The sequence below is a fragment of the Qipengyuania vesicularis genome, assembly GCF_019711415.1.
Classification (GTDB): Bacteria; Pseudomonadota; Alphaproteobacteria; order Sphingomonadales; family Sphingomonadaceae; genus Qipengyuania; species Qipengyuania vesicularis.
The window spans coordinates 557361-583012 of record NZ_JAIGNJ010000003.1; the positions used below are offsets into that span (position 1 = coordinate 557361).

Annotated in this window: 25 protein-coding genes; 13 read left to right on the plus strand and 12 right to left on the minus strand. The window is 63.0% G+C overall.

From position 1 onward, the window contains the following. Positions 1-11 precede the first annotated feature (11 nt). The 3 genes from fabI to K3146_RS11605 are packed head-to-tail and all read right to left on the minus strand — an operon-like array spanning position 12 to position 2808. Positions 12-821: an enoyl-ACP reductase FabI gene (gene fabI, locus K3146_RS11595; RefSeq protein WP_221546434.1), complete on the minus strand. Its 810-nt coding sequence runs from the start codon at positions 819-821 to the stop codon at positions 12-14. Further along, positions 818-1840, minus strand: coding sequence for a YihY/virulence factor BrkB family protein (locus tag K3146_RS11600; protein ID WP_221546529.1), 1023 nt, complete (start codon positions 1838-1840; stop codon positions 818-820). The genes fabI and K3146_RS11600 overlap by 4 nt, the downstream gene beginning before the upstream one ends. A 2-nt stretch (positions 1841-1842) precedes the next feature. Next, positions 1843-2808 (minus strand): DnaJ C-terminal domain-containing protein, encoded by a 966-nt coding sequence (locus tag K3146_RS11605; RefSeq protein WP_221546435.1) that lies wholly within the window; start codon positions 2806-2808, stop codon positions 1843-1845. A gap of 213 nt (positions 2809-3021) precedes the next feature. Between K3146_RS11605 and pdxH the strand changes: the two genes are divergently transcribed. From pdxH to K3146_RS11620, 3 genes are read left to right on the plus strand one after another with little or no spacing between them, the layout of a single operon-like run. After that, entirely contained in the window at positions 3022-3657 is a 636-nt protein-coding gene (gene pdxH / locus K3146_RS11610; RefSeq protein ID WP_221546436.1) for a pyridoxamine 5'-phosphate oxidase, read from the plus strand. Beyond that, entirely contained in the window at positions 3654-4589 is a 936-nt protein-coding gene (locus K3146_RS11615; RefSeq protein ID WP_221546437.1) for a cation diffusion facilitator family transporter, read from the plus strand. Before pdxH ends, K3146_RS11615 begins: the two co-directional genes overlap by 4 nt. Beyond that, positions 4589-5389 (plus strand): PhzF family phenazine biosynthesis protein, encoded by an 801-nt coding sequence (locus tag K3146_RS11620; RefSeq protein WP_221546438.1) that lies wholly within the window; start codon positions 4589-4591, stop codon positions 5387-5389. The genes K3146_RS11615 and K3146_RS11620 overlap by 1 nt, the downstream gene beginning before the upstream one ends. Here K3146_RS11620 and K3146_RS11625 read toward each other — a convergent pair. Continuing rightward, a complete protein-coding gene (locus K3146_RS11625; RefSeq protein WP_221546439.1) occupies positions 5368-6501 on the minus strand; it encodes a serine hydrolase domain-containing protein in 1134 nt (377 codons plus the stop codon). The genes K3146_RS11620 and K3146_RS11625 overlap by 22 nt on opposite strands. A gap of 35 nt (positions 6502-6536) precedes the next feature. Here K3146_RS11625 and K3146_RS11630 point away from each other — a divergent pair, with 35 nt between their 5' ends. Then, entirely contained in the window at positions 6537-6878 is a 342-nt protein-coding gene (locus K3146_RS11630) for a hypothetical protein (protein WP_221546440.1), read from the plus strand. On the opposite strand, the gene K3146_RS11635 is transcribed toward K3146_RS11630, so the two are convergent. The 3 genes from K3146_RS11635 to mnmA all read right to left on the minus strand — a co-directional run bounded on the left by K3146_RS11635 (position 6875) and on the right by mnmA (position 10064). After that, positions 6875-7810: a GDP-L-fucose synthase family protein gene (locus K3146_RS11635; protein WP_345724305.1), complete on the minus strand. Its 936-nt coding sequence runs from the start codon at positions 7808-7810 to the stop codon at positions 6875-6877. The two genes, K3146_RS11630 and K3146_RS11635, sit on opposite strands and share 4 nt — an antisense overlap. Further along, complete coding sequence (gene gmd / locus K3146_RS11640) at positions 7807-8859, minus strand: GDP-mannose 4,6-dehydratase (protein ID WP_247711204.1); 1053 nt, start codon at positions 8857-8859, stop codon at positions 7807-7809. Before gmd ends, K3146_RS11635 begins: the two co-directional genes overlap by 4 nt. A 62-nt stretch (positions 8860-8921) precedes the next feature. After that, positions 8922-10064, minus strand: a complete 1143-nt coding sequence (gene mnmA, locus K3146_RS11645; RefSeq protein WP_221546442.1) for a tRNA 2-thiouridine(34) synthase MnmA — start codon at positions 10062-10064, stop codon at positions 8922-8924. Positions 10065-10168: 104 nt separating this feature from the next. On the opposite strand from mnmA, the gene K3146_RS11650 reads away from it, so the two are divergent. From K3146_RS11650 to K3146_RS11675, 6 genes are all read left to right on the plus strand, one after another. Next, on the plus strand, positions 10169-10462 hold the full coding sequence (locus tag K3146_RS11650) for a hypothetical protein (RefSeq protein ID WP_221546443.1): 294 nt from the start codon (positions 10169-10171) through the stop codon (positions 10460-10462). After that, entirely contained in the window at positions 10463-10762 is a 300-nt protein-coding gene (gene sciP, locus K3146_RS11655) for a CtrA inhibitor SciP (RefSeq protein WP_221546444.1), read from the plus strand. Between the two features lie 150 nt (positions 10763-10912). Beyond that, complete coding sequence (locus K3146_RS11660; protein WP_221546445.1) at positions 10913-11179, plus strand: GlsB/YeaQ/YmgE family stress response membrane protein; 267 nt, start codon at positions 10913-10915, stop codon at positions 11177-11179. Positions 11180-11424: 245 nt separating this feature from the next. Further along, entirely contained in the window at positions 11425-12618 is a 1194-nt protein-coding gene (locus K3146_RS11665; RefSeq protein WP_221546446.1) for an efflux RND transporter periplasmic adaptor subunit, read from the plus strand. Between the two features lie 12 nt (positions 12619-12630). Beyond that, positions 12631-16101, plus strand: coding sequence for an efflux RND transporter permease subunit (locus K3146_RS11670; protein WP_221546447.1), 3471 nt, complete (start codon positions 12631-12633; stop codon positions 16099-16101). An 83-nt stretch (positions 16102-16184) separates the two neighbouring features. Continuing rightward, positions 16185-17396 (plus strand): DUF445 domain-containing protein, encoded by a 1212-nt coding sequence (locus K3146_RS11675; RefSeq protein ID WP_221546531.1) that lies wholly within the window; start codon positions 16185-16187, stop codon positions 17394-17396. 21 nt (positions 17397-17417) lie between these two features. Here K3146_RS11675 and K3146_RS11680 read toward each other — a convergent pair whose 3' ends face one another. The 3 genes from K3146_RS11680 to K3146_RS11690 all read right to left on the minus strand — a co-directional run bounded on the left by K3146_RS11680 (position 17418) and on the right by K3146_RS11690 (position 20132). Further along, on the minus strand, positions 17418-18365 hold the full coding sequence (locus tag K3146_RS11680; protein WP_221546448.1) for an energy transducer TonB: 948 nt from the start codon (positions 18363-18365) through the stop codon (positions 17418-17420). 63 nt (positions 18366-18428) lie between these two features. Beyond that, positions 18429-19358, minus strand: a complete 930-nt coding sequence (locus K3146_RS11685; RefSeq protein WP_221546449.1) for an electron transfer flavoprotein subunit alpha/FixB family protein — start codon at positions 19356-19358, stop codon at positions 18429-18431. A 27-nt stretch (positions 19359-19385) separates the two neighbouring features. Continuing rightward, positions 19386-20132, minus strand: coding sequence for an electron transfer flavoprotein subunit beta/FixA family protein (locus K3146_RS11690; protein ID WP_221546450.1), 747 nt, complete (start codon positions 20130-20132; stop codon positions 19386-19388). A 205-nt stretch (positions 20133-20337) separates the two neighbouring features. On the opposite strand from K3146_RS11690, the gene K3146_RS13480 reads away from it, so the two are divergent. After that, a complete protein-coding gene (locus K3146_RS13480; protein ID WP_247711205.1) occupies positions 20338-21225 on the plus strand; it encodes a DUF6265 family protein in 888 nt (295 codons plus the stop codon). 3 nt (positions 21226-21228) lie between these two features. Here K3146_RS13480 and sucC read toward each other — a convergent pair whose 3' ends face one another. Continuing rightward, positions 21229-22428: an ADP-forming succinate--CoA ligase subunit beta gene (gene sucC / locus K3146_RS11700; protein ID WP_221546451.1), complete on the minus strand. Its 1200-nt coding sequence runs from the start codon at positions 22426-22428 to the stop codon at positions 21229-21231. 121 nt (positions 22429-22549) lie between these two features. Between sucC and K3146_RS11705 the strand changes: the two genes are divergently transcribed. After that, a complete protein-coding gene (locus K3146_RS11705) occupies positions 22550-23335 on the plus strand; it encodes a 3'(2'),5'-bisphosphate nucleotidase CysQ (protein WP_221546452.1) in 786 nt (261 codons plus the stop codon). A gap of 60 nt (positions 23336-23395) precedes the next feature. Here the strand turns inward: K3146_RS11705 and K3146_RS11710 are convergent, their stop codons facing one another. Beyond that, positions 23396-24094, minus strand: coding sequence for a YiaD family glycine zipper/OmpA-like lipoprotein (locus tag K3146_RS11710; protein WP_221546453.1), 699 nt, complete (start codon positions 24092-24094; stop codon positions 23396-23398). 166 nt (positions 24095-24260) lie between these two features. Between K3146_RS11710 and K3146_RS11715 the strand changes: the two genes are divergently transcribed. Continuing rightward, positions 24261-25586 (plus strand): hemolysin family protein, encoded by a 1326-nt coding sequence (locus K3146_RS11715; protein WP_221546454.1) that lies wholly within the window; start codon positions 24261-24263, stop codon positions 25584-25586. Positions 25587-25652: the final 66 nt, after the last annotated feature.

Genomic DNA, 25652 nt, shown 5'->3' on the forward strand with positions numbered 1-25652 from the left:
TGTCCGCCTTGCTAGCCCTTGTCGAGCGACATGTCGGGCGCGTCTTCCTGCTTCATGCCGACAACGTGGTAGCCCGCATCGACGTGATGCGTCTCGCCGGTCACGCCGCTCGACAGGTCGGACAGGAAGTAGAGCCCCGAGCCGCCCACATCCTCGATCGTGACGTTCCTGCGAAGCGGCGAATTATACTCGTTCCATTTCAGGATATAGCGGAAGTCGCCGATCCCGCTGGCGGCGAGGGTCTTGATCGGGCCGGCACTGATCGCGTTTACGCGAATGTTCTGTGGGCCGAGATCGTTGGCGAGATACTGGACCGAAGTTTCCAGCGCTGCCTTGGCCACGCCCATCACGTTGTAATGCGGGATGACCTTCTCCGCGCCGTAATAGGTCAGCGTCACGATGCTGCCGCCGTTCGGCATCATCTCAGCCGCGCGCTTGGCCACGGCGACCAGCGAATAGGCCGAGATGTTCATTGTCATCAGGAAGTTTTCGAGGCTGGTGTCGACATATTTGCCGCGCAGCTCGCTCTTGTCTGAAAAGCCGATGGCGTGGACTACGAAATCGATCGTGTCCCAGCGCTCCTTCAGCGTGTCGAAAGCACGGTCGAGCGCTTCCATATCCGACACGTCGCATTCGAAGGTGAAATCACTGCCCAGCTGCTCTGCGAGTGGCGCCACGCGCTTCTTGAGCGCTTCGCCCTGGAAGGAGAACGCCATCTCCGCACCCTGTTCGTGCAACTGCTTGGCAATTCCCCAGGCCAGCGACTTGTCGTTGGCCAGGCCCATGATCAGGCCGCGTTTGCCCTTCATCAGATCGCTCATGTTTCGCATCCTTCCTGCTCGCTGAGCATTTCCTTTTCCAGCTGCGCCCGGCGTCCCTCGTCGGCTTCGTCGGCCAGTTCCTCTTCCGGCGTTTCGGCGAGCGCGGCGTTGAGTTCAGCGCCGATAACGACCCCGAGGCCGACAAGCCAGAAAAAGAACAGTGCGATCATTACCCCGGCAAGCCCGCCATAAGTGAGGTTGTAGGTGAAAAAATTGCTGAGCACGGCGGGCATGATTGTCGTGACTGCAATCCACCAGATCGTAGTCAGCAGGACACCCGGCCACTTGGGATAGCGCTTGCGACGGTACTTCGACGGGGTCAGCGTGTAGAAGATCAGGTAGAGCGAGGCGAACAGGCCGAAGGCCGGCACGATCCGGGAAAGGCGCAGGTCGGCGACCCGATCCAGCAACTCGGGGAAATAGGCCTGGATGACCTCCTGTGCGGTCCCGATGAGGAATTGCGCCATCAGGCTGAACATCAGCAGCAGCACCGCGCCCAGGATCACGCCGGTCGAGAACAGCCGATATTTCCAGAAGGCCTGCGTGGCTTCGGTACCATAGGCTCGGCGCAGGATATCGCGGATCGTTTCGATCAGGCTACCCACGGTCCACAGTGCTACGGCCGCACCCGCCCAGAGCAGCCAGCCACTACGCGCCTGGATGACGTCGCGCGCAACAGGCTCGATCACATTGCCGACCACCGGGGGCAGGGCATAGAGCACCGCGTTGATCGTCGCCGCGCGCTCGCTTTCCTCGCCGATCGCCGAGAAGATCGCCGCACCCAGAATGAAGAAGGGGAATATTGCCAGCATGGCGAGATAGGCGAGGTTGCCGGCGTGGATGAAGCCGTCGTTATAGGTTCCGACCAGCGTGCGCTTGGCCACTTCCCATGCGCGTGTGCCGGGGCCGACATGGTCCTTGATGCGCCCACGCAAATGGCTCGCTTCCCTGCGCCGCGCCTCGGGCGAAAGCGAAAGGACTTCGCGTTCCTTCGGCGGGGGTAGGTCGGCTTCGGACAGGGTTACACCTGGAGCTTGCTGCGCGGGTCGCTGTCGTCCTTCCACCCATCGAGCCGCTTGGCAAGTTCGCCAAGGTCTTCGGGGAGCTGGATTTCGAGCGTGACCAGCTGGTCGCCGCGGCTGCCGTCTTTCCTGGTGAAGCCCTTGCCCTTGAGGCGCAGCACCGTGCCGCCATCGGTCCCGGCCTTGATCGTCATCATCACCGGACCATCGACCGTGGGTACGCGCACCTTTCCGCCATTGACCGCTTCGTCGAGCGTAATCGGCAAGTCGAAGCGCACATCATGCCCATCGCGCTTGTAGACCTTGTGCCCGTCGACGCGGATCGAAACGATGCCATCCCCGGCACCTCCCGGACCCTGTTCGCCCTTGCCCTTGAGGCGCATCTGCGTGCCATCCTCGAGCCCCTTGGGCAGCTTCAGGTCGATCGTCTTGCCGTCCGCCAGGGTGATCCGCTGGTCGCGCAGCGTCGCAGCATCCACGAAGGGAACGCGCAGGGTATAGGCGATGTCCGCACCCTTGGGCGGTGGCGGGGGGCGCCTGCCGCCGAAGGGATCGCCGCCCGGCCGCGCCCCACCGCGCGAGCGTCCGCCGCCGAACAAGCCCTCGAAGATATCGCCAAGGTCGACGCCTTCATTGCCGAAGCCCTGGAAATCCTCGGCGCGAAAGCCCTGCTGGCCTCCGCCGCCGCCACGGAATCCCCCGCCGAACCCGCCTCCACCCATTCCGGCGAAGGGATTGGTTGGGTTTCCTTCCATATCGATTTCGCCGCGGTCGAATTGCGCGCGCTTGTCCTTATCGGACAGCAGGTCATAGGCCTTGGTGACGTCGGAGAACTTCTCCGCGGCCTTGGGATTGTCCTTGTTGCGATCCGGGTGCAGCTCCTTCGCGAGCTTGCGATAGGCGCTCTTGATGTCCTTTTCGGATGCGCTGCGCGTCACGCCAAGGGTGGAATAGGGGTCGGCCATAGCGTGTTAGCTAGGTGTAACACTGCGGGCATGCAAGATTGCTCTTCCGCACACAGGCTTTCCTACATTCGCGCGTATCGTTAGGGGACGGGTCATGTGCTGGCTCAATCCCTCGAAACCCGCCAAGGTTCCGGCGTTTGGGGCCGCTCAGGACGGGGCGGAGCTTTTCCCGCTGGACCGTGTTCCATCCGTTCCAAGCTGTAGGAGTGCCTTGTGACCGACACCCGGAACGAAGCAGATAGCGCTATCCCCGTCACCGACCCATTCACCCTGTTCGAAACCTGGTTCGCCGAAGCACGCGAAACCGAGCCGAACGATCCCAACGCCATGGCGCTTGCGACAGCGACCCCGGAAGGCCGCCCTTCGGTGCGCATGGTTCTGCTCAAGGGCCACGGCTCGCAATGGGGTGAGGGAGGCGGCTTCGTCTTCTACACCAATGCCGAAAGCCGAAAGGGCGAGGAAATCCGCGCTAACATGCAGGCCTCGCTGCTGTTCCACTGGAAGAGCCAGCGCCGCCAGATCCGGATCGAAGGCCCGCTCACGGAGGTAAGCGCGGAGCAGGCCGATGCCTATTTCCACTCGCGCCCGCGCGCATCGCAGATCGGCTCGGCCGCCAGCGACCAGTCACGCCCGCTGCCCGAACGGCAGGTCTATCTCGACCGCGTGGCAGCGCTCGAGGAGCGTTTTCCGGAAGGCGATATTCCGCGCCCGCCGCACTGGACCGGCTTCCTTCTGACCCCGCTCGCGATCGAATTCTGGCACGACCGCAAATACCGTCTCCATGATCGCCGCCGCTTCACGCGGAGCGGGCCGGGCGAGGCGTGGTCGAACACGTTGCTCTATCCATGACTGACAATCGCGCCGTTCTCGCCCGTTCGGCGGCCATGGCTTCGATCACGGTCGCGGTCATCCTGGTTGCGCTGAAGGCTTGGGCGAGCTGGAAGACCGGCTCGACCGCCATGCTCGGCAGCCTCGCCGATTCTGCGCTCGACCTGATCGCCAGCATTGCCACGCTGACCGGCGTGTGGATCGCTTCGATGCCTGCGGACGAAGACCACCGTTTCGGCCACGGCAAGGCGGAGGCACTGGCGGCGATCTTCCAGGTCATGCTGATCGCACTGTCGGCTTTTGGCATCGCAGTCCGCGCCATCACCCAGCTGGTGGAGGGGAGCCAGACCTCTGCGGCAGAGGAGGGGATCGCGGTTTCGCTGATCGCCATCGCGCTGACCTTCGCCTTGCTCGGCTGGCAACGCTACGTGATGAACCGGACGCGCAGCCTCGCTATCCAGACCGATCATCTCCACTACAAGTCCGATCTCTTCCTCAATCTTGCAGTGATTGCCGCGCTGGTGCTCGATCAGTACCTTGGCTTCGGCAAGGCCGACCCGCTTTTCGGTCTCGCCATCGCGGCATGGCTGGGCTGGGGCGCATTCAGCGCGGCGCGCGATGCGGTGGACGATTTGATGGACCGCGAATGGCCGGAAGAGAAGCGGCTCGCCTTCGTCGAGGCGGCGGCGCGCCATCCGGAGCTTTCGAACCTCCACGACCTGCGCACCCGCACCAGCGGCAATCGCGACTTCGTGCAGTTCCATGTCGACCTGCCCGGCGAGATGACCGTCGAGGAGGCGCACGACATAATCGAGCGGGTAGAAGAAGACCTTCGTGGCCGCTTCCCCGGAATGGAGCTACTCATCCATATCGACCCCGAAGGCCATGTGGACGAACCCAACAACCCGCTGGTCGAGGAGGACGAGTTCTCCAAGCTGGATACGGACAAGTGATGAAGCTGCCCTATACCCATGTCGATGCCTTTGCCTCGCGCCCCTTCGAGGGGAACCAGGCGGCGGTGATGCCGCTCGATGACTGGCTCGACGATGACACGCAGCTCGCGATCGCCGAGGAGAACAACTTCGCGGAGACCGCCTTTCTGGTGAAGGATGCGACCGGCGAAGCTGATTGGGAATTACGCTGGTTCACGCCGACCGAGGAAGTGCGCCTGTGCGGCCATGCGACGCTGGCGAGCGGACACGTGCTGCTGCAGCGCGATGGCGGCGATTGGGTGAGGTTCCGGACACGGCAGGCAGGCGTGCTCGAGGTCCGGCGTAGCAGGGCTGGATATGAGCTCGCTCTTCCCGCCATTCCGACTTCGCGCGGTGAATGGGCTGAAGCTGTTGGCCTGCTCGGCGCGGAACCTAAGGAAGTCTGGCTCAATCCCGATGGCTACGGCATCTACCTGTTCGACAGCGAGCAGGCGGTGCGCGACCTCGACCCCGATTTGCGTGGCCTCAAGGCGCTGGGGAACGACCAGTTTATCTGTACCGCGCCCGGCACCGAAACCGATGTCGTCAGCCGTGTCTTCGTGCCCGGGGGCGGGGTCGACGAGGACAGCTTCACCGGATCGGCGCATGCCTGCCTCACCCATTTTTGGGCGAACCGGCTGGGGCGCGATAGCTTCAGCGCCTTCCAGGCCTCGCAGCGCGGCGGTCATGCGCAGTGCAAGCTGGAAGGCGAGCGCGCCTGGATTGGCGGCCAATGCGTGACCGTGGTGGAGGGAAGCTTCTACCTGCCCTCGGAAGGGTAAAGCTCGACGATATCGGCCAGCTGCTGGAGCATGGCGACCCGCTCTTCGCGGTTCGAATGGCCGAGGCGGACGATGGTCAGGCCCTGCTCGGGCGAGACGAAGACATACTGCCCCATGTGCCCGATCATCGAGAAGGCCGAGTGCGGGGCGCGGTCTGGAAACAGCGGATGTTCGGGCGCGCCATTGGGGCGGTTAAGCCAGGTCTGCAGGCCATAATGCGGGCTGGCCGGGCTGGGCTTCACCATTTGGGCAACCCAGCTGCGCGGAATCAATTGCTCGCCCTCGTGCGAGCCCTTGCGGCGTAGAAGTTCGCCAAGCTTGGCCCAGTCGCGCGCATTGGCATGCATCAGGCTCCCGCCGATCAGCGTTCCGGCGCGATCGAATTCGGGTACCATCGAGGTAGCGCCCAAGGGCTCGAACAGGCGGGCCTGGAGATAGTCGCTCACCGCCCTGCGCCGGGCCTCGGGCTGGTCGCTGCCGGACAGGACGCGCGCCGCGATATCGGCGAGGATAACGGTGGTGTTGGAGGAATATTCGAAGCGCTCGCCCGGTTCCGCCTCGGGCGGCTGGGCGGTGGCATAATCCGCCATGTCGTCGCGCCCGTCGAGGAAGAGCATGCGCACGAGATCGGTATCGTATAGCGGCCCCTCCATTTCGGTATGCTCGAGACCGCTGCGCATCTGCAGCAGGTGCCGCAGCGTGATGTCCGCACGCGGATCACCGCTCCTTTGCCAGCGCGGCACCGGGGCGGGCTCGTCGAGGCGCAACAGGCCGTCGCCGACCAATTGGCCGATCATGATCGCAGTCACCGTCTTGGCCACCGACCAGCTGACGAAGCGGGTCTCCTGGTCGTAACCCTCGGCATAACGTTCGGCAGCGACCTTGCCGTCGTGCATCACAATCAGCGCGCGCGTTTCGCCGAGGCCTTCCATGGCGAAAAGGTCGTCCACTTCGCGCGCCAGCGCCTTGGTCGGCGCGCCCGGGTCCTCGCCCACGGCGGCGATCGCCTGCTCGCTCAGGGGCGGCGCTTCGGCAGGGCCGGGGGAGCCGCAAGAGACAAGGCTTGTGGCGGCAAGGGCAAGGGCGATATGGGAGCGGACCCGCGAGATCATGCTCGCGTCACTCGCATGAGGTAACGGCCCGCGCAATGGCGAAAAAACGTTCTCTTCTGTCCCGCTGGTGGGTCTGGCTGCTTGTCCTACTCGTGGCAGCAATCGGCATCTTCTGGACCGTCAGGGGCGAAGAATTCACCCGCACCGGCGAGGCAGGCACAGCCTATGCCGCGCGCGTCGCCTGCTCGTGCCGATATGTTGCAGGGCGAAGCATGGAAGACTGCGGCAAGGACAAACTTGCGGGGATGGAGCTGGTGTCGCTCAGCGCCAATGAGGATACGAAGAGTGTCACCGCCTCGATCCCCTTCGTCGCTTCCGACACGGCCAGCTTCCGCGAGGGATACGGCTGCGTTCTCAAGCAGTGGGAAGACGACTAGGCCACTTCGCGCAGGAAGGCGGCATAGGCGTCGCGCAACCCGTCTTCGAGTCCGATCGACGGCGACCAGCCAAGGGCCGTGAGCCTCGAGCAATCGAGCAATTTCCGCGGTGTCCCGTCGGGCTTGGACCCGTCGCAGTCGATGTCGCCCTCGAAGCCCACCACCCGTGCGATCAGCGTGGCCAGTTCGAGGATCGCAATGTCTTTCCCGAAGCCGACATTGATATGCCCGTGATCGGAATAGCGTTCGAGCAGGAAGACACAGGCATCGGCGAGATCGTCGACATGCAGGAATTCGCGCTGCGGCGTGCCGCTGCCCCAGATCGCCACGCGGTCCGCACCTGCCAGCTTCGCCTCGTGGAAGCGCCGGATCAGGCCGGGGATGACATGGCTTCCGTCGGGATCGTAATTGTCGCCGGGGCCATAGAGATTGGTTGGCATCGCCGAGACATAGTCGCAGCCATATTGCGCACGATAGGCGGCGGCGAGCTTGAGGCCGGCGATCTTGGCTATCGCATAGGCCTCATTCGTTGGCTCCAGCGCGCCTGTCAGCAGGGCGTCTTCTGATATCGGCTGGTCGGCGTGCTTGGGATAGATGCAGGAGGAGCCGAGGAAGAGCAGCTTCTCCACGCCCGCCTCGCGTGCGGCTTCGATCACCGTGGTTGCGATGGCGAGGTTGTCGTAGAGAAACTCCGCCGGGCGCTCCGCATTGGCCATGATCCCGCCCACCTTGGCTGCGGCGAGGACGACGGCATCGGGACTGTTTGCTGCAAACCATTGTCGCACCGCACCCTGTTCGCGCAAGTCGACCGAGCGGTCGGCGGTCAGAATCTCGCAGTCCTCGCGCGCGAGCCTACGCACCAGTGCCTTGCCGACCATGCCGCCATGTCCGGCGACATAGACGCGTTTGCCGGCAAGCGAAAAAGCCTTCACATCCTGCCTGCGCGCGCTTCGGCGAGATCCGCCTCATACATTTCGCGGGCGAGTTCCCGGACAGGTGTTTGCGCTTCCCAGCCAAACTTCGACTGCGCCTTGCTCGCATCGCCGAGAAGGAAGTCGACTTCGGTGGGGCGGAAGTAGCGCGGGTCGATCTCGACCAGGCAGCGCCCGGTTGCCTTGCAATAGCCCTTCTCGTCCTCGCCCTCACCGCGGAACTCGAGCTCGAAGCCGGCATCCTCGAACACCCAGCGGGTGAAATCGCGCACGCTGGTGGTCACTCCGGTAGCGAGCACGTAGTCGCCCGGCTCGTCCTGCTGCAGCATCATCCACATGCCCCGCGCATATTCCTTCGCATGGCCCCAGTCGCGCTTGGCATCGAGATTGCCGAGGTAGAGCCTGTCCTCGAGCCCGAGATGGATCGCCGCTGCTGCGCGTGTGATCTTGCGGGTAACGAAGGTCTCCCCGCGCACCGGGCTTTCATGGTTGAACATGATCCCGCAACTGGCGTGCATGTTGTAGGCTTCGCGGTAATTCACCGTGATCCAGTGCGCGTAGAGCTTGGCGACGGCATAGGGGCTGCGCGGATAGAAGGGTGTCGTTTCGGTCTGCGGAGTTTCGCGGACCATGCCGAACATCTCGCTTGTCGATGCCTGGAAGAAGCGCGTGTGCGTTTCCAGCTTCAGGATACGGATAGCCTCGAGCAGGCGAAGCGCGCCCAGCGCGTCGGAGTTCGCCGTATACTCGGGCGTCTCGAAACTGACCTGCACGTGGCTCTGCGCCGCAAGGTTGTAGATCTCGTGCGGCTGGACCTCCTGTACCACTCGGATCACATTGGTCGCATCCGTCACGTCGCCGAAGTGGAGGTGCATCTGCTGCGCCTCGACATGCGGATCCTCGTAGATATCTTCGATGCGGCCCGTGTTGAACGAGGAGGAGCGGCGCTTGAGGCCATGCACCTCGTAGCCCGTCTCCAGCAACAGGCGCGCAAGGTAGGAGCCGTCCTGCCCCGTCACCCCGGTGATCAAAGCTCGCCTGGCGCTCAACCCGTGCTCTCCCTTGTTTTGCCCGGTCCTAGGCAGCCGCGCAGCTTTCTTGCAAGGTCCAGTTAGTCGGTTGAGTCGATCCATCCCCCGCCGACTACCCTTTCGCCGGCATATATCACCGCCGCCTGTCCTGGAGCGACCCCGAATTCGGGCGTTGCGAAACGGATGGTGGTCGCCGCGTTGTCGCCCAAGGGGCCTTCGAGCGTGACCGGCACGGGCTTGGCAAGGCTACGGACCTTGGCCGTCAGCTGGACATCGGGCAGCGGCCCGATGCGGTTGGTCTCGACCAAATGCGCCTCGCTCACCGCGAGCATATGCTTCGGCCCTACCTTCACCTGCGCCTCTGCTGCGTCGATACCGACGACATAGAGCGGCTCGGGCTGCCCGCCGATCTCAAGGCCCCGACGCTGGCCAACCGTATAGTGGATCACGCCCTTGTGTTCGCCCAGCTGTTCGCCGGTTCCGGCATGGACGATCGCTCCGGGCCGCGCGCCTTCGGGACGCATCTTCTTGACGATCTTCGCATAGTCGCCATCGGGCACGAAGCAAATGTCCTGGCTGTCGGGCTTGGCGGCGTTGCGCAGGCCGGCGGCTTCGGCGAGCTCGCGCACTTCCGCCTTGGGCAGTCCGCCCAGGGGAAAGCGCAAATAGTCGAGCTGCGCTTCGGTCGTTGCATAGAGGAAGTAGGACTGATCGCGCGCGGGATCGGTGGCGCGGTGCAGTTCGGGGCCCGCCGGCCCCATGATGCGCTGGACATAGTGGCCCGTGGCGAGGCAGTCGGCACCCAGCTCGCGCGCCATGGCGAAGAGGTCGGTGAACTTGGGCCCCATGTTGCAGCGGATGCAGGGCACGGGCGTGCGGCCGGCGAGATATTCGTCGGCGAAGGTTTCGACCACATCTTCGCGGAAGGCGCTTTCATGGTCGGAGACGTAATGCGCAATGCCGAGCCGGTCGGCGACTGCGCGCGCATCGGCGATGTCGTCTCCGGCACAGCAGGCACCCTTGCGCCCCGTTGCCGCGCCATAGTCATAAAGCTGGAGGGTTATGCCGATGACTTCCGCGCCGCTCTTTGCGGCGAGCGCTGCGACCACCGAGGAATCCACGCCGCCCGACATCGCGACCACGATCCGGCTTTCGGACGCAGGCTTCGACAGGTCGAACAGCCCGGCGGCACTGGCCGGGTCGAGGAGACGTGTTTCGGGCATGCGCGGCCCTTACACAAAGAGTTTGCCCGCTTCCAGCATTTACCGAAATCCGCCGGAAAACATGTTTCACACACTCTTTACCATGTGCGGTTATCAACAGGGCCATGTTCGAGGGGCAATTCAATCGGAAGAACGAGGCGAACGCTCGCGAAAGCGAGGTTTTGCACCAGTTTCGCTGGACCGAACTGGTCGCGAAGCTCTCCGCGACTCGCGAGCTGCGCGAGGAGCTCGCCAAGTGCGAGCACGGCGGGTTCGAGGCTTTCGGAGAAGTGCGCCGCGAAAATGGCGAAGAAAGTAAACGGACTGTTAACCATAACGGTTTAACGCATGGCAAAATCAAGCCGTTAGGTCGTGATCGAGCCGCAGATGGTGCGGTGCAGGACGACCGAGAGAAGTAGATGATCGAAAACCAGGACATCCGCCCTGCACAGGTAATCGGCCCGCTTGGCGAGCCGCTGACCCTTGCCGACTTGCCGTCCCCCTCGACGAAACGTTGGGTGGTGCGCCGCAAGGCCGAAGTGGTGGCTGCTGTAAATGGCGGACTGCTGACGATCGACGAAGTTCTCGAACGCTATGGCCTGACGCTGGAAGAGTTCGCTTCCTGGCAGCGTGCCGTCGACCGGTCGGGCATGCAGGGCCTGCGCGTGACGCGCATCCAGCACTATCGCGACCTCTACGAGCGCCAGTTCAAATACTGATCCGGCAGCTCGCCGCGCAGGGGTGCGCGGGAACCAATCGCAATTCCATCCGCTCCTATTCCTGTCCCCAGGCAATCAAGGGGACCGGCATCCTGCACTCCGAATTCCTCGGGGCAAGCTTGATGTCGGGCTAAAACAGGAGGAATTGCAATGGGTTGGATTATCGCTCTTATCGTAGGTGGTGTCGCTGGATGGCTGGCCAGCTTGGTCATGAATCGCGATGCCTCGATGGGCATATTCTGGAATATTGTGGTTGGTTGTATCGGCTCGGTAGTCGGCAATCTGATTGCCGGACCGCTGCTCGGTATTACAGGTAGCGTGCAGGAATTCTCGATCACCGGGCTGCTGGTTGCAGTCGTCGGCGCGATCGTGCTGCTCGGCATCGCCAACCTCGTGCAGCGTGGCCGCGTGCGGTAAGCCTGCGAAACAAATAATCACTTCGATAGGGGCGGCGCAGCATTGCTTGCGCCGCCCCTATTCGTTGGTCTGGCGCTGTAGAAAGACCTGAAAGCCCTTCGTCCGCCTGCCTCATGCCCCTGTCGAGTCTGACATTGCCCTCCTCGAAGTGCAGTTCTACGAGGAATACCGCAGGCTTGCGCTTTGTGATTTAGGTGCGTAATACACCTTGCCACAGCAAGTCGTTGCCAAATGGGGCGAGCACAATGACGTATGAATCGGAAATCAAGGCCAGCGAGGACGAGTCCCGGGCGATCCATCTGGATTACGATCCGCCTGCGCGCGAGTCTGCCTTGAGCCGACACCCGCGCATCTTCATTGGCGCGGCCATAGTGATTCTCGCCGCCATCGTGGCGGCATACCTGCTGCTGACAATGGGGGCTGATGAAGAGGTTGCGGATACCGCTTCGCAGGCTCCGAATATCACCGTGGTTTCCCCGGGCCGCACCACCGTCGAAGGCCAGATTGTTGCAACCGGCGTGCTCGCCGCGCGGCGCGAGGCGCCCGTCGGCGTGGTCGGCGAAGGTGGCCGGGTCGTCTCGATCCCGGTCGAGGCGGGCGACTGGGTCCGCCAGGGCCAGGTCCTCGCGGTCATCGATCGCTCGGTCCAGTCGCAACAGGCGCGCGCCGCTGCGGCGCAGGTCGAAGTGGCGCAGGCCGACGCCGATCTCGCGCAGTCCAATCTCGATCGCGCATTGCAGCTGGTGGAGCGCGGCTTCGTTTCGAAAGCCGATGTCGATCGCCTCACCGCAACGCGCGATGCCGCCGTTGCCCGTGTCCGCGTGGCCCAGGCTAGCCTTGCCGAGCTGCGCGCACGCAATGCGCGTCTCAACATCGTGGCGCCTTCGGCCGGGCTCGTGCTCGAGCGCAATGTCGAAGTCGGCGCCACCGTGTCTGCCGGATCCGGCCCGCTGTTCCGCCTTGCCCGCGGCGGCGAACTGGAAATGCTCGCCCAGGTCGGCGAGGAGCAACTCGCCCGCCTGAATGCCGGCGTGTCTGCCGACGTAACCCCCGTAGGTAGCGACAAGAGCTTCACCGGCCAGGTCTGGCAGGTTTCCCCCACTATCGATGCCCGCAATCGCCAGGGCACCGCGCGCATTGCGCTGTCCTATGATCCGGCACTGCGCCCGGGCGGCTTCGCCACCGCGCGTATCCTGAGCGGTACGACCACCGCGCCGCTCCTGCCGGAAAGCGCGGTCCTGTCCGATGCCGATGGCAGCTTCGTCTACATCGTCGATGGCGAGAACAAGGTGCAACGCGTCGCGATCGAGGCCGGCATGGTGACCAGCGAAGGCGTCGTTATCGATAGCGGCATCACCGGAAACGAGAAAATCGTCCTGCGCGCAGGCGGCTTCCTCAACGAGGGTGAGACGGTCAATCCGCGCCCGCTGGATGAATAAGGGGTCGGCTCGATGAATTTCCGCAACCTGTCCGCGTGGTCGATACGCAATCCGGTCATTCCGCTGGTTGCTTTCACCGCGCTGTTGCTGGCCGGCATTCTCAGCTTCGTCCGCATGGACGTGGTGAACAATCCGGACATCGAGTTCCCGGCCGTCACGGTGGGGATTTCGCAGCCGGGTGCGGCGCCGACCGAGATCGAGAACCAGATCACCCAGCAGGTCGAAAGCGCGATCCGTTCGGTCAACGGGGTCAACAAGATCACCTCGACCGCGAGCGAGGGATTCTCCAATACCTTCGTCGAATTCGAGATCGGTACCGATCCCAATGATGCTGTTGCCGAGGTCAAGAATGCGGTCGACCGCGTGCGCGGAAGCCTGCCCGACGGCATCCTCGAGCCACGCGTCGAGAAGGTAGAGATCGCGGGTGGATTCCTCGGCATCTATGCGGTCGAAGCAAACGATTTGACGCTCGAGCAATTGAGCTGGTTTATCGACGATACCGTGTCCAAGCGCCTGCTTTCGGTCGACGGCATGGCAGAGGTCGGTCGTTTCGGCGGTGTCGATCGCGAGATCGAAGTAATTCTCGACCTGCCCAAGATGCAGGCTTTTGGTGTCACCGCGAGCGAGATCAACTCGGTTCTGCGACGTGACAATTTGGATACGGCCGGCGGCGTTGCCGAGGTGGGCGGGACCCGCCAGTCGGTGCGCGTGCTTGGCAATACCGGAAGCGCCTACGAATTGTCGCAGCGACAGATTCGCCTAGCCAATGGTACGACACTGAAGCTTGGCGATGTTGCCACAGTGCGCGACGGGAATTCGGAGCGTCGGTCGATATCGAAAGTCCGCGACCGCGAGGTCGTGAACTTCTACATGAGCCGCGCCAAGGGCGCGTCGGATGTTACTGTCTTCGCCGAAGCGCAGGCCGAGATCGCCAAGATCGAGGAGGCCAATCCCGACATCCGGTTCATCCAGCTCTTCGACACGGTGAAGTATACGAAGGACCAGTACTCAACTTCGGTCGCGGCAATGATCGAGGGTGCGATCCTCGCCGTGGTCGTTGTGTTCTTCTTCCTGCGCGACTGGCGGGCCACCTTCATCTCCGCCATTGCGATCCCGCTCTCGGCGATCCCGGCCTTCTGGTTCATGGATCTGCTTGGCTTCAACCTCAACCAGATGTCGCTGCTTGCACTCGCGCTCGTTGCCGGCGTGCTGGTCGACGATGCGATTGTGGAGATCGAGAATATCGTGCGCCATATGCGCATGGGCAAGAGCGCCTACCAGGCCTCGATCGACGCGGCCGACGAGATCGGTCTGCCGGTGGTGGCGACTAGCTTCTGTATCGTAGCGGTCTTCTTGCCCGTGGGTCTTATGCCAGGTGTCACGGGGCAGTTCTTCAAGAACTTCGGCCTGACGGTCGTGGTTGCCGTGCTGATGAGCCTCGCCGTCGCGCGCATGATCACGCCGATGCTGGCAGCCTACTTCCTCAAGGCGCAGGGCCATGCAAGCCACGGCGAAGGCAAGTGGATGGACCGCTACATGAATGTCCTCCACTGGTCGCTCGAACGCGGCAAGATGCGCCAGCGCCGCGAAGGCCTGCCAGGCCCGAAGCGCCGCTGGGCCTATGTGATCTCGCTCCTGCTGACCGTGATCGGCCTGCTTGCCGCTTCGGCTGTGGGCGTATTCATGACCTTCAACCTCATCGACGGTTTGCAGGTCCCCAAGACTCTCGCGGATGCCGCCGCCAGCGAAGACAGCTTCATCCACGCCCTGATAATGCGCCCTCTGCAGCTGATCCAGCTGACGGTCGCGACGGCCGTCGGCCTCGCCATAGCCATTGGCTTGCTCAAGGTTGTCGGCTTCCTCACCCGGCTTGGCGAACAGCTTGGGAAGAGCTGGCGCTATCTCGAAGCCCGCTTCTACGATCATCGGGTCTGGATGCTCGGCGTGGGCTGGTTTTCGTTCCTGCTCACCATCTTGCTGTTTGGACAAACGCCTTTCCAGTTCAATCCGGAAGTCGACGATTCCAACGCGCAGGTTCGCATCGAGATGGTCCCGGGGACCACGATCGAAGATACCGAGCGTGTGGCCGATCGCGTCGCTGCACTGCTGTACGAACAGCCGGAAGTCCTGCGCGTGCTCGAGCGCGTGTCCGACGGCGACGCCACGCTCTACATCACCCTCAAGGACGACCGCGAGCGGCCCTCCTACGTCTTCACCCGTGAGCTGGCGCCCGAGCTTTCTTCGATCCCGGATGCGCGTGTGCGCTGGAACAATATGAATGGTCCTGGCGGCGGTGGTAGCGGCCGAGACCTTTCGATCATGTTGGCCGGATCCGATCCGGTACTCCTGAACAAGACCGCTTCGCAGGTCGTCGAGGAGATGAAGGGCGTCGAGGGGGTGGTCGCTCCGAGAATTTCCGCCGACGTTCCGCGACCCGAGATCATAATTCGTCCACGCCCCGAACTGATGGCCGACCTCGGCGTTTCGACAGCTGCTGTCGGGCAGGCGATCCGCATCGCCACGATGGGTGAGATCGAACAGAATGCCGCCAAGTTCTCGCTCTCGGACCGCCAGATCCCGATCCGCGTGCGCCTGCCGGAGAACGCGCGCGAAGATATCACGACGATCGAGAACCTGCCGGTTCCGACCGCCAACGGGACATCGGTTCCGCTTGGCCGGATCTCCGACATTTCCTTCGGCGCCGGGCCGACGACCATCCAGCGTTACAACCAGAACCGCCGCATCCTCATCGGCGCCGATCTGGCAAGCGGCGTGCTGCGCGGCAATGTGATGGAGGCGGTCGACAAGCTGCCAACGCTCACGAACCTTCCGCAGGGCGTCATCCGCGACCAGGTTGGCGAGGACGAGTTGCAGCAGGAACTGCTCGACAACTTCGGCATCGCCCTGATGGCCGGTATCCTGCTGGTCTTCGCGGTGCTGGTGCTGCTCTACAAGCGCCTCATGAGCCCGCTGGTGAATATGACATCGCTGGCGCTTGCGCCACTGGGCGGCATTTTCCTCGTCTGGATCGTCGGCCAGCCGCTGTCCTTCCCTGTGCTGATCGGCGTGCTCCTTCTGCTCGGCATCGTGTCGAAGAACTCGATCCTCCTGATCGACTTCGCGATCGAGGAGATGGACAAGGGAACTCGCAAGATCGATGCGATCATCGAGGCAGGCCACAAGCGTGCGCAGCCGATCGTCATGACCACCGTGGCCATGACCGCGGGCATGGTGCCGACCGCGCTCAGCCTTTCGGGCGACGGCGCGTGGCGCGCACCGATGGGTACGGTGGTGATCGGCGGCCTGATCCTGTCGACGCTGCTGACGCTGCTCATCGTGCCTGCGGGCTTCAGCCTCGCAGACGGGTTCGAGAAGCGGCTCGGTCCGTGGATGCGCAACAGGTTCCTCACCTATCGCCCCGGCGACGAGGATCGCGGCTATCCGGCCCAGGGCGACCAGCCCGGGATCGAACCGGCGGAGTAAGCGTCGCCTAGGGTATGGCGGGCATCTCGCAAGAACGAACCATAATCGGCGGTGCACCGCTGCCCCCCGATCGCGCCAAGGTCATGCGCCGCACGGCAACCGGCATGCTCGTGCTCATGGCGGCAATCTTCGTCGCTTCAGGCCGCTATCTCGAACTGCACCCCGCCTGGGGATACGTCCACGCCTTCGCCGAAGCGGCGATGGTGGGCGGGCTTGCGGACTGGTTCGCGGTGACCGCGCTGTTCCGCCATCCGCTCGGCCTCCCGATCCCGCACACCGCCATCATCCCCGAAAACAAGGACCGGATCGCGGATACAATGGCGGGGTTCCTGCGCGAGAATTTCCTGACGCCCCAGGTCGTTGCGCGAAGGATGGGGGCAATGAACCTCGCCGGAGCTGTCGGGAAATATCTCGCCGATCCGAAAGCCGTGCGCGATTCGCGTGTGCGCATGGGCGCTGGCGAGCTGGCGGTCGAGGTGCTCGAATCGCTCGACCCCGAAAGACTGGGCACGCAGGTTCGCGCCGGGCTCGCCGCGCAGATAGAGAAGCTCGATATCGCACCGCTGCTCGGCAGCATGCTCGATGCCATGATCGAGGATGGGCGCCACCGGATCGTGATCGACAAGATCATCCGTTGGGCCGGCCTGGTGCTCGAAGACAATGAGCAGCTGGTCCGCGAAATGGTGCACAATCGCGCCAATGCCGTGCTGCGTTTCACCGGCCTCGACGAAAGGCTCGCCAATTCGGTGATCGACGGGCTCTACAAGCTGCTGGCCGAAGTGCTGGTCGATCCCGAGCATCCGCTGCGCGACAAGATCGAGGAAGGCCTCGAGGAGTTCGCCAAGGGGCTGCGCGAAGATCCGGAGCTGCAGGCGCGGGTCGAACGGATCAAGGTCGAACTGCTCAACAATCCGGCGATCGCCAGCTGGTGGCAATCGGTGTGGGAGCGCATTCGTGCGCGGCTGATCAGGAGCATTCGCGAAAGCGGCGGCACCGGCGGCGGCTATCTCGGGGAATCGCTTGCCGAACTGGGCGAGGCGCTGCGCGACGACCTGCGCCTCCAGCAGCAGGTCAACCGCTTCGCCCGCCGCACCGCAGTGGGTGTCGCCCAGCGCTATGGCGACCAGATCGTCCAGCTGGTGAGCGAAACGGTGCGGCGCTGGGATGCAACCACGCTAACCGACCGCGTCGAAAGCGCCGTTGGCCGCGACCTCCAGTTCATCCGCATCAACGGCACTCTTGTCGGCGGGCTGGTGGGGCTGACGCTGCACTTCCTGATGGAGGTGTTTGGCTAGCTCCCTCGTCGAAGGCGTCGATCAGCGTCCCATGCGATAGGCGATCCTGTGAGCCATGAAGGTTCGCACTGGATTGCCATCGACATCAAGAGCGGGTTCGATCTGGGCATAGCGTTCGAATACCTTGCATGGATGGTTCTTCAAATTGAAATGGTCAGCAACGGTCTGATTGAGAAGAACACATGACTCGACATCGCCTGCCTCGTCGATTGTCAGGCGGATGTGAAAATTCGCTTGCGCTCCCTCACGCACTGCGGCTTGCGGGTATTCCTTCGCTATCTCACGAACAACACGCATAAAATTCGTCACCTTGGGGGCCACGACGACACGCCGCTGTTCCTCAAGGTCGAAGCCCCAATGCTCGACCAAGCTTTCCATGCAAGAGTTCATGGCATCAAGAGGAGCCTTCATGCTCCCGAGATGCAGTCGCACGGGAGGGCGGTTTCTCTGCTCAACGGTTAGGAATCTGATGCCCTCCGCGCCATCGCTGTCGATTCTCGGTAGGCCGCGCGGGGTGTTTGGTTCTTCTCCGGACGCCTCGTCGTCATCATCGATCTCACTGTAGGCAACTTCTACCGGCTCGTCGCTAAACACGAATCGGGTATTGAAGGTTACGGCGGGACCATATCGGTCAAACGTCGAAGCGATCAGGTCGAACTCGCGCTTCTCACCGCCTTCACTGAATTCGTACTGCGTCTCGCGTCCATCGCGAAAGCGTTTGAAGGATGGCCCGGAAACTGTCGCCCAAGCGATTGGTGCTGGATCCCATTGATCGACCACGAACAAGGTTCGGGAATCCTCATCGCCGAAAATCCGCGCGAGTCGACATCGATGCTCTCCCACGTCCAGATTCCAGGGAGTAGCCGGTTCTAGAGTCACAGCAGAATCCTCCGCGGCAATTGCTTCGTGCGCAATTGGCGCGAAAGTCGCGATTACAGCAAGTCCGGCTATGAAATTCGGAATGCGCATAAGAAAAACCCCTTCGAAGCGAGGATGCTTCAAAGGGGTTTCAATATCAATATTATCTGATGTTTACAGCTTCTCGGTCAGCTCCGGCACGACCTTGAAGAGATCCGCCACGAGGCCGATGTCCGCTACCTGGAAGATGGGAGCGTCCTCGTCCTTGTTGATGGCGATGATGGTCTTGGAGTCCTTCATCCCCGCAAGGTGCTGGATCGCGCCCGAGATGCCGATGGCGATGTAGACTTCAGGTGCCACGATCTTGCCGGTCTGGCCGACCTGATAATCGTTGGGGACATAGCCTGCGTCGACTGCGGCGCGTGATGCGCCGATGCCTGCGCCGAGCTTGTCCGCCAGGGGCGTTATGACCTGCTCGAAGGTCTCTGCGTCCTTGAGCGCGCGGCCGCCCGAGACGATGACCTTGGCGCTGGTGAGCTCTGGACGGTCGCTCTCGGCGATTTCCGCGCTGACGAAGCTCGACAAGCCGGCATCGCCTGCGCCCGAGATGTCCTCGATCGTGCCCGAGCCGCCTTCGGTGGCGGCTTTTTCAAAGGCCGTACCGCGAACCGTGATCACGAGTTTCGCATCGGTCGATTCGACCGTTGCGATGGCATTGCCGGCGTAGATCGGACGGGTGAAGGTCTTGTCGCCTTCGACCGAAAGGATGTCCGAAATCTGCATCACGTCGAGCAGGGCTGCGACGCGCGGCGCGATGTTCTTGCCGGTGGTGGTGGCGGGCGCGACGAAAGCGTCATGGTGGCCCATCTGATCGGCGATCAGTGGGGCGACGTTCTCTGCCAAAGCGTGCTCGTAAGCCGCATCGTCGGCGAGGTGGACCTTGCCCACACCCGCGACCTTGGCGGCCTGTTCCGCAACGGCGCGGCAGCCCGAACCTGCAACCAGCAGGTGGACTTCGCCAAGCTTGCTCGCAGCGGTGACCGCCGAAAGCGTTGCGTCCTTCATCTCGGCATTGTCGTGTTCGACCCAGACGAGAGTTTTCATAAGTCTATTCCTTTCCTGTCCGGGTTCTTACGCGATGCCGAGCGCTTTGATCTTGGCGACCAGCGCATCGACGTCCTCGACCTTCTCGCCTGCCTGACGAACCGGCGGTTCGGAGACATTGGTGGTCTTGAGGCGCGGAGTGGTATCGACGCCGTAATCGGACGGGCTCTTGGTATCGAGCGGCTTCTTCTTCGCCTTCATGATGTTCGGCAGCGAAGCATAGCGCGGCTCGTTCAGACGAAGGTCGGTGGTGACGATGGCCGGGAGCGCAAGCTTCACAGTTTCGAGACCGCCATCGACTTCGCGCTTCACGGTGACGCTGTCTCCATCGACTTCGACTGTATTGGCGAAAGTGCCCTGCGGACGGCCCATGAGGGCTGCGAGCATCTGGCCGGTCTGGTTCGAATCGTCGTCGATCGCCTGCTTGCCCAGCATGACGATGCCCGGGTTCTCTTCCTCGGCAATGGCCTTGAGGATCTTCGCAACGGCGAGCGGTTCGACATCGTCGTCGGTTTCGACGAGGATCGCACGATCTGCACCCATGGCGAGCGCGGTACGCAGCGTTTCCTGCGCCTTTGCCGGGCCGATGGAGACGGCGACAATCTCTTCCGCCTTACCGGCTTCCTTGATGCGGATCGCCTCTTCGACGGCGATTTCGTCGAAGGGGTTCATGCTCATCTTGACGTTGGCAAGATCCACGCCCGAGCCATCGGCCTTGACGCGCGGCTTGACGTTGTAATCGATCACCCGCTTGACGGGGACGAGGATTTTCATGCGAGTACCTTCCTCTCGATTGGAAACTGTGGCGCCCGCCTAGCTTGCGTTTACGTAAACGTCAACCAAGGCGGATGCCGTGAATGATTTTGTCCCGCATTGTCGAATCGCGGGTTTGTGGTCCGTCTTTACTATGTCAGGCTCGCACCTCCATGCCTACGCGCGGAAGTTCCAGGCGGGCGAATGTTTGGAAGGGAGATTAGCAATGCTGGCAATCGGACGGATCATCATTGCGGTTCTGGCGGCTCTTACCTTTGCCGTTCCGCTAGCGGCACAGGACTCGTCGGTTGAAACGCGCCTGGGAGACGAAGGTTTCGAATCGCCGGAGGCGACGCTGGACCAGATGGACTGGCTGGTCGGCCAATGGATCGGCAGCGGCATCGGCGGCGCGCCTGCGATGGAAAGCTGGCTTCCGCCGAGCGGTGACACCATGGTTGGCACCTTCGTGCAGGAAACGGGGCAAGGCGGCATCCGCTTCACCGAGCATCTCTACCTGATGGAGGAAGAGGGCACGCTGGTGCTCCGCCTCAAGCACTTCAATGCCGACCTCACCGGCTGGGAGGAGAAGGACGGCATGCTGACCTTCCGCCTGGTCGCGATTGAGGACTGTGCAGCCTATTTCCATGCCCTCACGCTTCGGTGCGACGGCGAAGATGGCCTGCTCGCCGCCGTGCGCATGAAGAGTGAGAAGCAAGAACCACAAGAACTTGTTTTCAGGTTTCGCCGAGCCGGTTCGGAGGCTGCTTTCAACGACTGTGGGGCCATGACTACGCCGGAATATATCGAATGTTTCAGCAAGAGAGCCCAGTCCGCGCGGGCCCTTCGCGACACTTACCTGTCAGCCGCGCGCGAAGCTTACTCGGATGATGCTGAATTGCTCGAAGCCATCGAGCGAAGCCACCTCATCTACGGGAGGTACATCGAGGCCGAATGCAGCGCTATTTGGACGCGCGTTCGCCAAGGCACGATCCGGGCGAGCGAGCAACTGTTGTGTGAGGAACGACTCACGCTTCGCCAAGCACACGCGATCTGGAGCGATTGGCTGGGCAGGCCATTCGTTGAAACGAGCCTGCCCGAACCGGAATTGCCCTGAAGCTCAGGCCGCCTTCTTCACCTCGGCAACGATCTTGCGGGCGGCGTCGCCCAGATCGTCTGCCGGAACGATCGGCAGGCCCGAGTTGGCGAGGATTTCCTTGCCCTTCTCGACATTGGTGCCTTCAAGGCGAACCACAAGCGGCACGTCCAGCTCGACTTCCTTGGCCGCGACCACAATGCCTTCCGCAATCGTGTCGCAGCGCATGATGCCGCCGAAGATATTGACGAGGATGCCCTCGACTGCCGGATCCTTGAGGATGATCTTGAACGCCGCGGTGACCTTTTCGGTTGTCGCGCCGCCGCCCACGTCGAGGAAGTTCGCCGGGAACGCGCCGTTCAGCTTGATGATGTCCATCGTCGCCATGGCGAGGCCAGCGCCGTTGACCATGCAGCCGATGTTACCGTCGAGCTTGATGTAGGCGAGGTCGTATTCGCTCGCTTCGACTTCGGCCGGGTCTTCCTCGGTCTCGTCGCGCATCGCTTCCACGTCCTTGTGGCGGTAGAGCGCGTTGCCGTCGAAGCTCATCTTGGTGTCGAGGACGAGGAGGTTGCCTTCCTTGTCTTCCACCAGCGGGTTGATCTCGAGCATTTCCATGTCGAGATCCATGAAGGCAGTGTAGAGCTGCTTGGCGAGCTTCTGCGCCTGCTTGTTGGTGTCGCCCGTCAGCTTGAGCGCGAAGGCGACCGCGCGGCCGTGGTGCGGCATGAAGCCCTGTGCCGGATCGATGGTGATGGTGGTGATCTTTTCGGGCGTCTCATGCGCGACGTCCTCGATGTCCATGCCGCCTTCGGTCGAAGCGATCATGGCGACCTGGCCGGTGGCGCGGTCAACGAGCATCGAGAGGTAGTATTCCTTTTCGATGTCGACGCCGTCGGTGACATAGAGGCGATTGACCTGCTTGCCTTCATCGCCGGTCTGGATGGTCACCAGCGTGTTGCCGAGCATTTCCTTGGCGTTGGCTTCGACATCCTCGATGCTCTTCGACAGGCGGACGCCGCCCTTGGCATCGGGGCCGAGTTCCTTGAACTTGCCCTTGCCGCGACCGCCGGCGTGGATCTGCGCCTTCACGACATAGAGCGGCCCGGGAAGCTGCTTCGCGCCTGCGACCGCTTCTTCGACGGTCATTGCTGCGTGTCCTGCGGGAACGGCGATGCCGTATTTCGCGAGGAGTTCCTTGGCCTGGTATTCGTGGATGTTCATGTCGGTCGCTATTCCTTCGCGCGCATGCGCGGTTGCGGGGGTAGGGAGTCGCAGCGCGCATAAGCATACGTAGGCTCGCTTGAAAAGTGCGACTTTCGGGTGCAGTGCGCGCCGACACCCGATGATTGACAGCAAACGCCTCGAATCCATCGTCGCTCATGCCGGCGAGATTGCGCTCGGCCTGTGGCCCGGCGCAGGGGGCGAGGTGCAATCATGGGAGAAGACCCCCGGTAGCCCGGTGTGCGAAGCGGACCTGGCGGTGGACGCCTTTCTCAAGCGCGAACTGGGCGCATTGCTGCCCGCCGCCGGCTGGCTGTCCGAGGAAACGGCAGACGATCCAGTACGGCTCGACCACGATCTCATCTGGATGGTCGATCCGGTCGACGGCACCCGCGACTTCATCCGTGGGCGACCCGGCTGGGCGGTATCGGTTGCGCTGATCAGCAATGGCAGGCCCCTGATCGGGTCGCTCAGCGCCCCGGCACGCGGGGAAGTCTGGCAGGCGGTGGCAGGTCAGGGCGCGACCCGCAACGGCGAGAGGCTATCCGCCTCGACCCGGACCGATTTTGCCGGAGCCCGCGTCCCGGCGGCCGACCTGATGAAGCAGGACCGGATGCTGACGAAGGTCGATCAGCCCAATTCGATCGCCCTCCGCATCGCCATGGTCGCTGCCGACGAGGCGGACCTCGTGGCGACGCTGCGATGGGGTTTTGAATGGGATATCGCGGCTGCGGGGCTGATCGCGCGCGAAGCGGGGGCAGCGGTGACTGACAGTTTCGGGCGCAAGCTCGACTATAACAAGCGCGATCCGCGTGCCTTCGGGGTTGTGGCCAGCGCCCCCGGCATCCACTCGGCCACGATCGAGCACCTCGCGGAACGCGCCACTGCGGTGGTGGCAAAGAAATAAGGGCCGGACTTCCGTCCGACCCTTTTCTGCGACTGTCCCGAAGAACTCGCTTGTTATTCCTTACTGGTTGGCTTGCGCCGCATTCACATCGTCCTGGTCGAACGGGATGATCTTGATCTCGACGCGGCGGTTCAGCGGTTCGTTGACGCCGTCTGCCGTCTTGATCTTGAGATGCTCGTACTGCTCGCCATAGCCCTGCCAGCGGATGCGCGAGGAGTTCACGCCGCGGCTGATCAGGTAGTTGGCGACCGCCTGGGCGCGCTGCTCCGACAGGCGCTGGTTCAGCGAGTCCGAGCCGGTGGTATCGGTATAGCCATATACATCGATCAGGCTGTTCGGATACTGCACAAGGTTCGCTGCGACATTGTCGAGCGTATTGGCGAATGCCGGGTTGATAGACGCGCTGCCGGTGGCAAAGGTTACGCCATCGGGCAAATTGACGAGGATCGCGTCGCCGCCGTCGGTTTCAGTGACATCGACGCCTGAACCTTCGGTCTGCTCTTTGAGCTCCTTGATCTGCTGATCCATGCGGTAGCCGACATAGCCGCCGGCTGCGCCGCCAGCTGCAGCGCCGATGATGCGGCCCGTCTTGCCGCCGATGACGCCGCCAAGAAGGCCGCCAGCCACTGCGCCACCGACACCGCCGAGGACGGTGCGCGAAATCTTCTGTTCACCCGTGTTAGGGTCGGTAACGCAGGCCGAAGTGCCCAGAAGGGCGATCGAGGATAGTCCTGCGAGGAGAATGCGTGATTCTTTCATGTCTTTCTTCCCTTTTCGAGAGCGTGCTGCCCGGAACACTCCGCCCCTCAGACAGCCGTTATTGATGGGCGCGCCCACCAGCGTCTCCATCCCCCCAAACACGTGAATTCACAGCCCGTTCCCCCGAATTGCTGGCAGCGGGGCGCAATTGTGCTAGCGAGAGCGTGTGACACCCTTTCCCTGGACCGACCTTATCATCATCGGCGGACTGATCCTGCTCAACGGGATTTTCGCCATGAGCGAACTCGCGATCGTATCCGCGCGCACGGCGCGATTGCGCTCTGCCGCCCAGCAGGGCAGCAGCGGCGCAAAGACCGCGCTGGCGCTAGCTGCGGACCCAGGCAAGTTCCTTTCCACGGTGCAGATTGGTATCACGCTCGTGGGCATCGTCGCGGGCGCCTATTCCGGGGCCAGCCTCGGCGGACCCGTTGGTGAGCGGCTGGCAGCACTCGGTTTTCCTGCGGAATGGGCCGGCGAGGCGGGATTTGCCCTCGTCATTGCGCTGACCACTTATTTCAGTCTCGTTGTGGGCGAGCTTGTGCCCAAGCAGGTCGCACTGCGCGCCGCAGTGCCGATCGCGATTGCGATGGCCCGGCCGATGGCCCTGCTCGCACGATTCGCAGCCCCTTTGGTCTGGCTGCTCGATACGTCGTCGGGCACGCTGATCCGGTTGCTCGGCGTCCAGCCTGCCGGTCAGAGCGCGGTGACGGCAGAAGAGCTGCACATGCTCTTTGCCGAAGCCACCAAGACCGGGGTAATCGAAACCGAACAGCACCAGATGCTGGCCGGCGTCGTGCGGCTAGCCCAGCGCCCCGTGCGCGAGGTGATGACGCCGCGAACCGATATCGACTGGATCGACATCAACGCCGACGAAGCGGCGATCCGGGCCTTGCTCGAGGAAAGCCCGCACTCGGTCTGGCCCGTCGCAGACGGCTCGCCGGACAAGGTGCTCGGTCTCGTCCGCGTGCGTGAACTTCTGGGCGCGCTGCTGGCAGGCGAAGGGGCGACGCTCGAAGCGCTGATGACCAAGGCGGAAGTCGTCCCCGACCAGCTCGATGCCGTCGACGCGCTGCGCGTCCTCCAGCAAGCCGATGTCGCCATGGCGATGGTGCATGACGAATACGGGCATCTCGACGGGATCGTGACGCCGGTCGACTTGCTCACCGCGCTGGTTGGCGATTTCGCGAGCGACCAGGACCCCGACGACACTCCCGGCATCGTCGAGCGTAGCGATGGCTCGCTGCTGGTGGCCGGATCGCTTTCCGCCGACGCGCTCGCCGACCGGCTTGGCCTCGACTATGGCGACGACCGCGAATTCGCGACCGTTGCGGGGTTCTGCCTCGCAGTCATGAAGAAGCTGCCGTCCGAAGGCGAATGGTTCGAGGAACAGGGTTGGCGATTCGAAGTGATCGACCTCGACGAACGCCGGATCGACAAGGTGCTGGTGAGCGAGATCGCGCCGAAGGCGGAAGCGGAAACTTCCGCTGACTAAGCTAGAGCATGTGGTCCAAACCGGGCCAAAGGAGGCCTGGCAAGGGCGACCGCCCGCCCGCAGGTG

Excerpts from the sequence above, each read along its gene's own strand:
- fabI (WP_221546434.1), bottom strand. The coding sequence starts at position 821 with ATGAGCGATCTGATGAAGGGCAAACGCGGCCTGATCATGGGCCTGGCC.
- K3146_RS11605 (WP_221546435.1), bottom strand. The coding sequence starts at position 2,808 with ATGGCCGACCCCTATTCCACCCTTGGCGTGACGCGCAGCGCATCCGAA.
- K3146_RS11615 (WP_221546437.1), top strand. The coding sequence starts at position 3,654 with ATGACTGACAATCGCGCCGTTCTCGCCCGTTCGGCGGCCATGGCTTCG.
- K3146_RS11620 (WP_221546438.1), top strand. The coding sequence starts at position 4,589 with ATGAAGCTGCCCTATACCCATGTCGATGCCTTTGCCTCGCGCCCCTTC.
- K3146_RS11625 (WP_221546439.1), bottom strand. The coding sequence starts at position 6,501 with ATGATCTCGCGGGTCCGCTCCCATATCGCCCTTGCCCTTGCCGCCACA.
- K3146_RS11630 (WP_221546440.1), top strand. The coding sequence starts at position 6,537 with ATGGCGAAAAAACGTTCTCTTCTGTCCCGCTGGTGGGTCTGGCTGCTT.
- mnmA (WP_221546442.1), bottom strand. The coding sequence starts at position 10,064 with ATGCCCGAAACACGTCTCCTCGACCCGGCCAGTGCCGCCGGGCTGTTC.
- K3146_RS11650 (WP_221546443.1), top strand. The coding sequence starts at position 10,169 with ATGTTCGAGGGGCAATTCAATCGGAAGAACGAGGCGAACGCTCGCGAA.
- sciP (WP_221546444.1), top strand. The coding sequence starts at position 10,463 with ATGATCGAAAACCAGGACATCCGCCCTGCACAGGTAATCGGCCCGCTT.
- K3146_RS11660 (WP_221546445.1), top strand. The coding sequence starts at position 10,913 with ATGGGTTGGATTATCGCTCTTATCGTAGGTGGTGTCGCTGGATGGCTG.
- K3146_RS11665 (WP_221546446.1), top strand. The coding sequence starts at position 11,425 with ATGACGTATGAATCGGAAATCAAGGCCAGCGAGGACGAGTCCCGGGCG.
- K3146_RS11670 (WP_221546447.1), top strand. The coding sequence starts at position 12,631 with ATGAATTTCCGCAACCTGTCCGCGTGGTCGATACGCAATCCGGTCATT.
- K3146_RS11675 (WP_221546531.1), top strand. The coding sequence starts at position 16,185 with ATGCGCCGCACGGCAACCGGCATGCTCGTGCTCATGGCGGCAATCTTC.
- K3146_RS11680 (WP_221546448.1), bottom strand. The coding sequence starts at position 18,365 with ATGCGCATTCCGAATTTCATAGCCGGACTTGCTGTAATCGCGACTTTC.
- K3146_RS11685 (WP_221546449.1), bottom strand. The coding sequence starts at position 19,358 with ATGAAAACTCTCGTCTGGGTCGAACACGACAATGCCGAGATGAAGGAC.
- K3146_RS11690 (WP_221546450.1), bottom strand. The coding sequence starts at position 20,132 with ATGAAAATCCTCGTCCCCGTCAAGCGGGTGATCGATTACAACGTCAAG.
- K3146_RS13480 (WP_247711205.1), top strand. The coding sequence starts at position 20,338 with ATGCTGGCAATCGGACGGATCATCATTGCGGTTCTGGCGGCTCTTACC.
- sucC (WP_221546451.1), bottom strand. The coding sequence starts at position 22,428 with ATGAACATCCACGAATACCAGGCCAAGGAACTCCTCGCGAAATACGGC.
- K3146_RS11705 (WP_221546452.1), top strand. The coding sequence starts at position 22,550 with ATGATTGACAGCAAACGCCTCGAATCCATCGTCGCTCATGCCGGCGAG.
- K3146_RS11710 (WP_221546453.1), bottom strand. The coding sequence starts at position 24,094 with ATGAAAGAATCACGCATTCTCCTCGCAGGACTATCCTCGATCGCCCTT.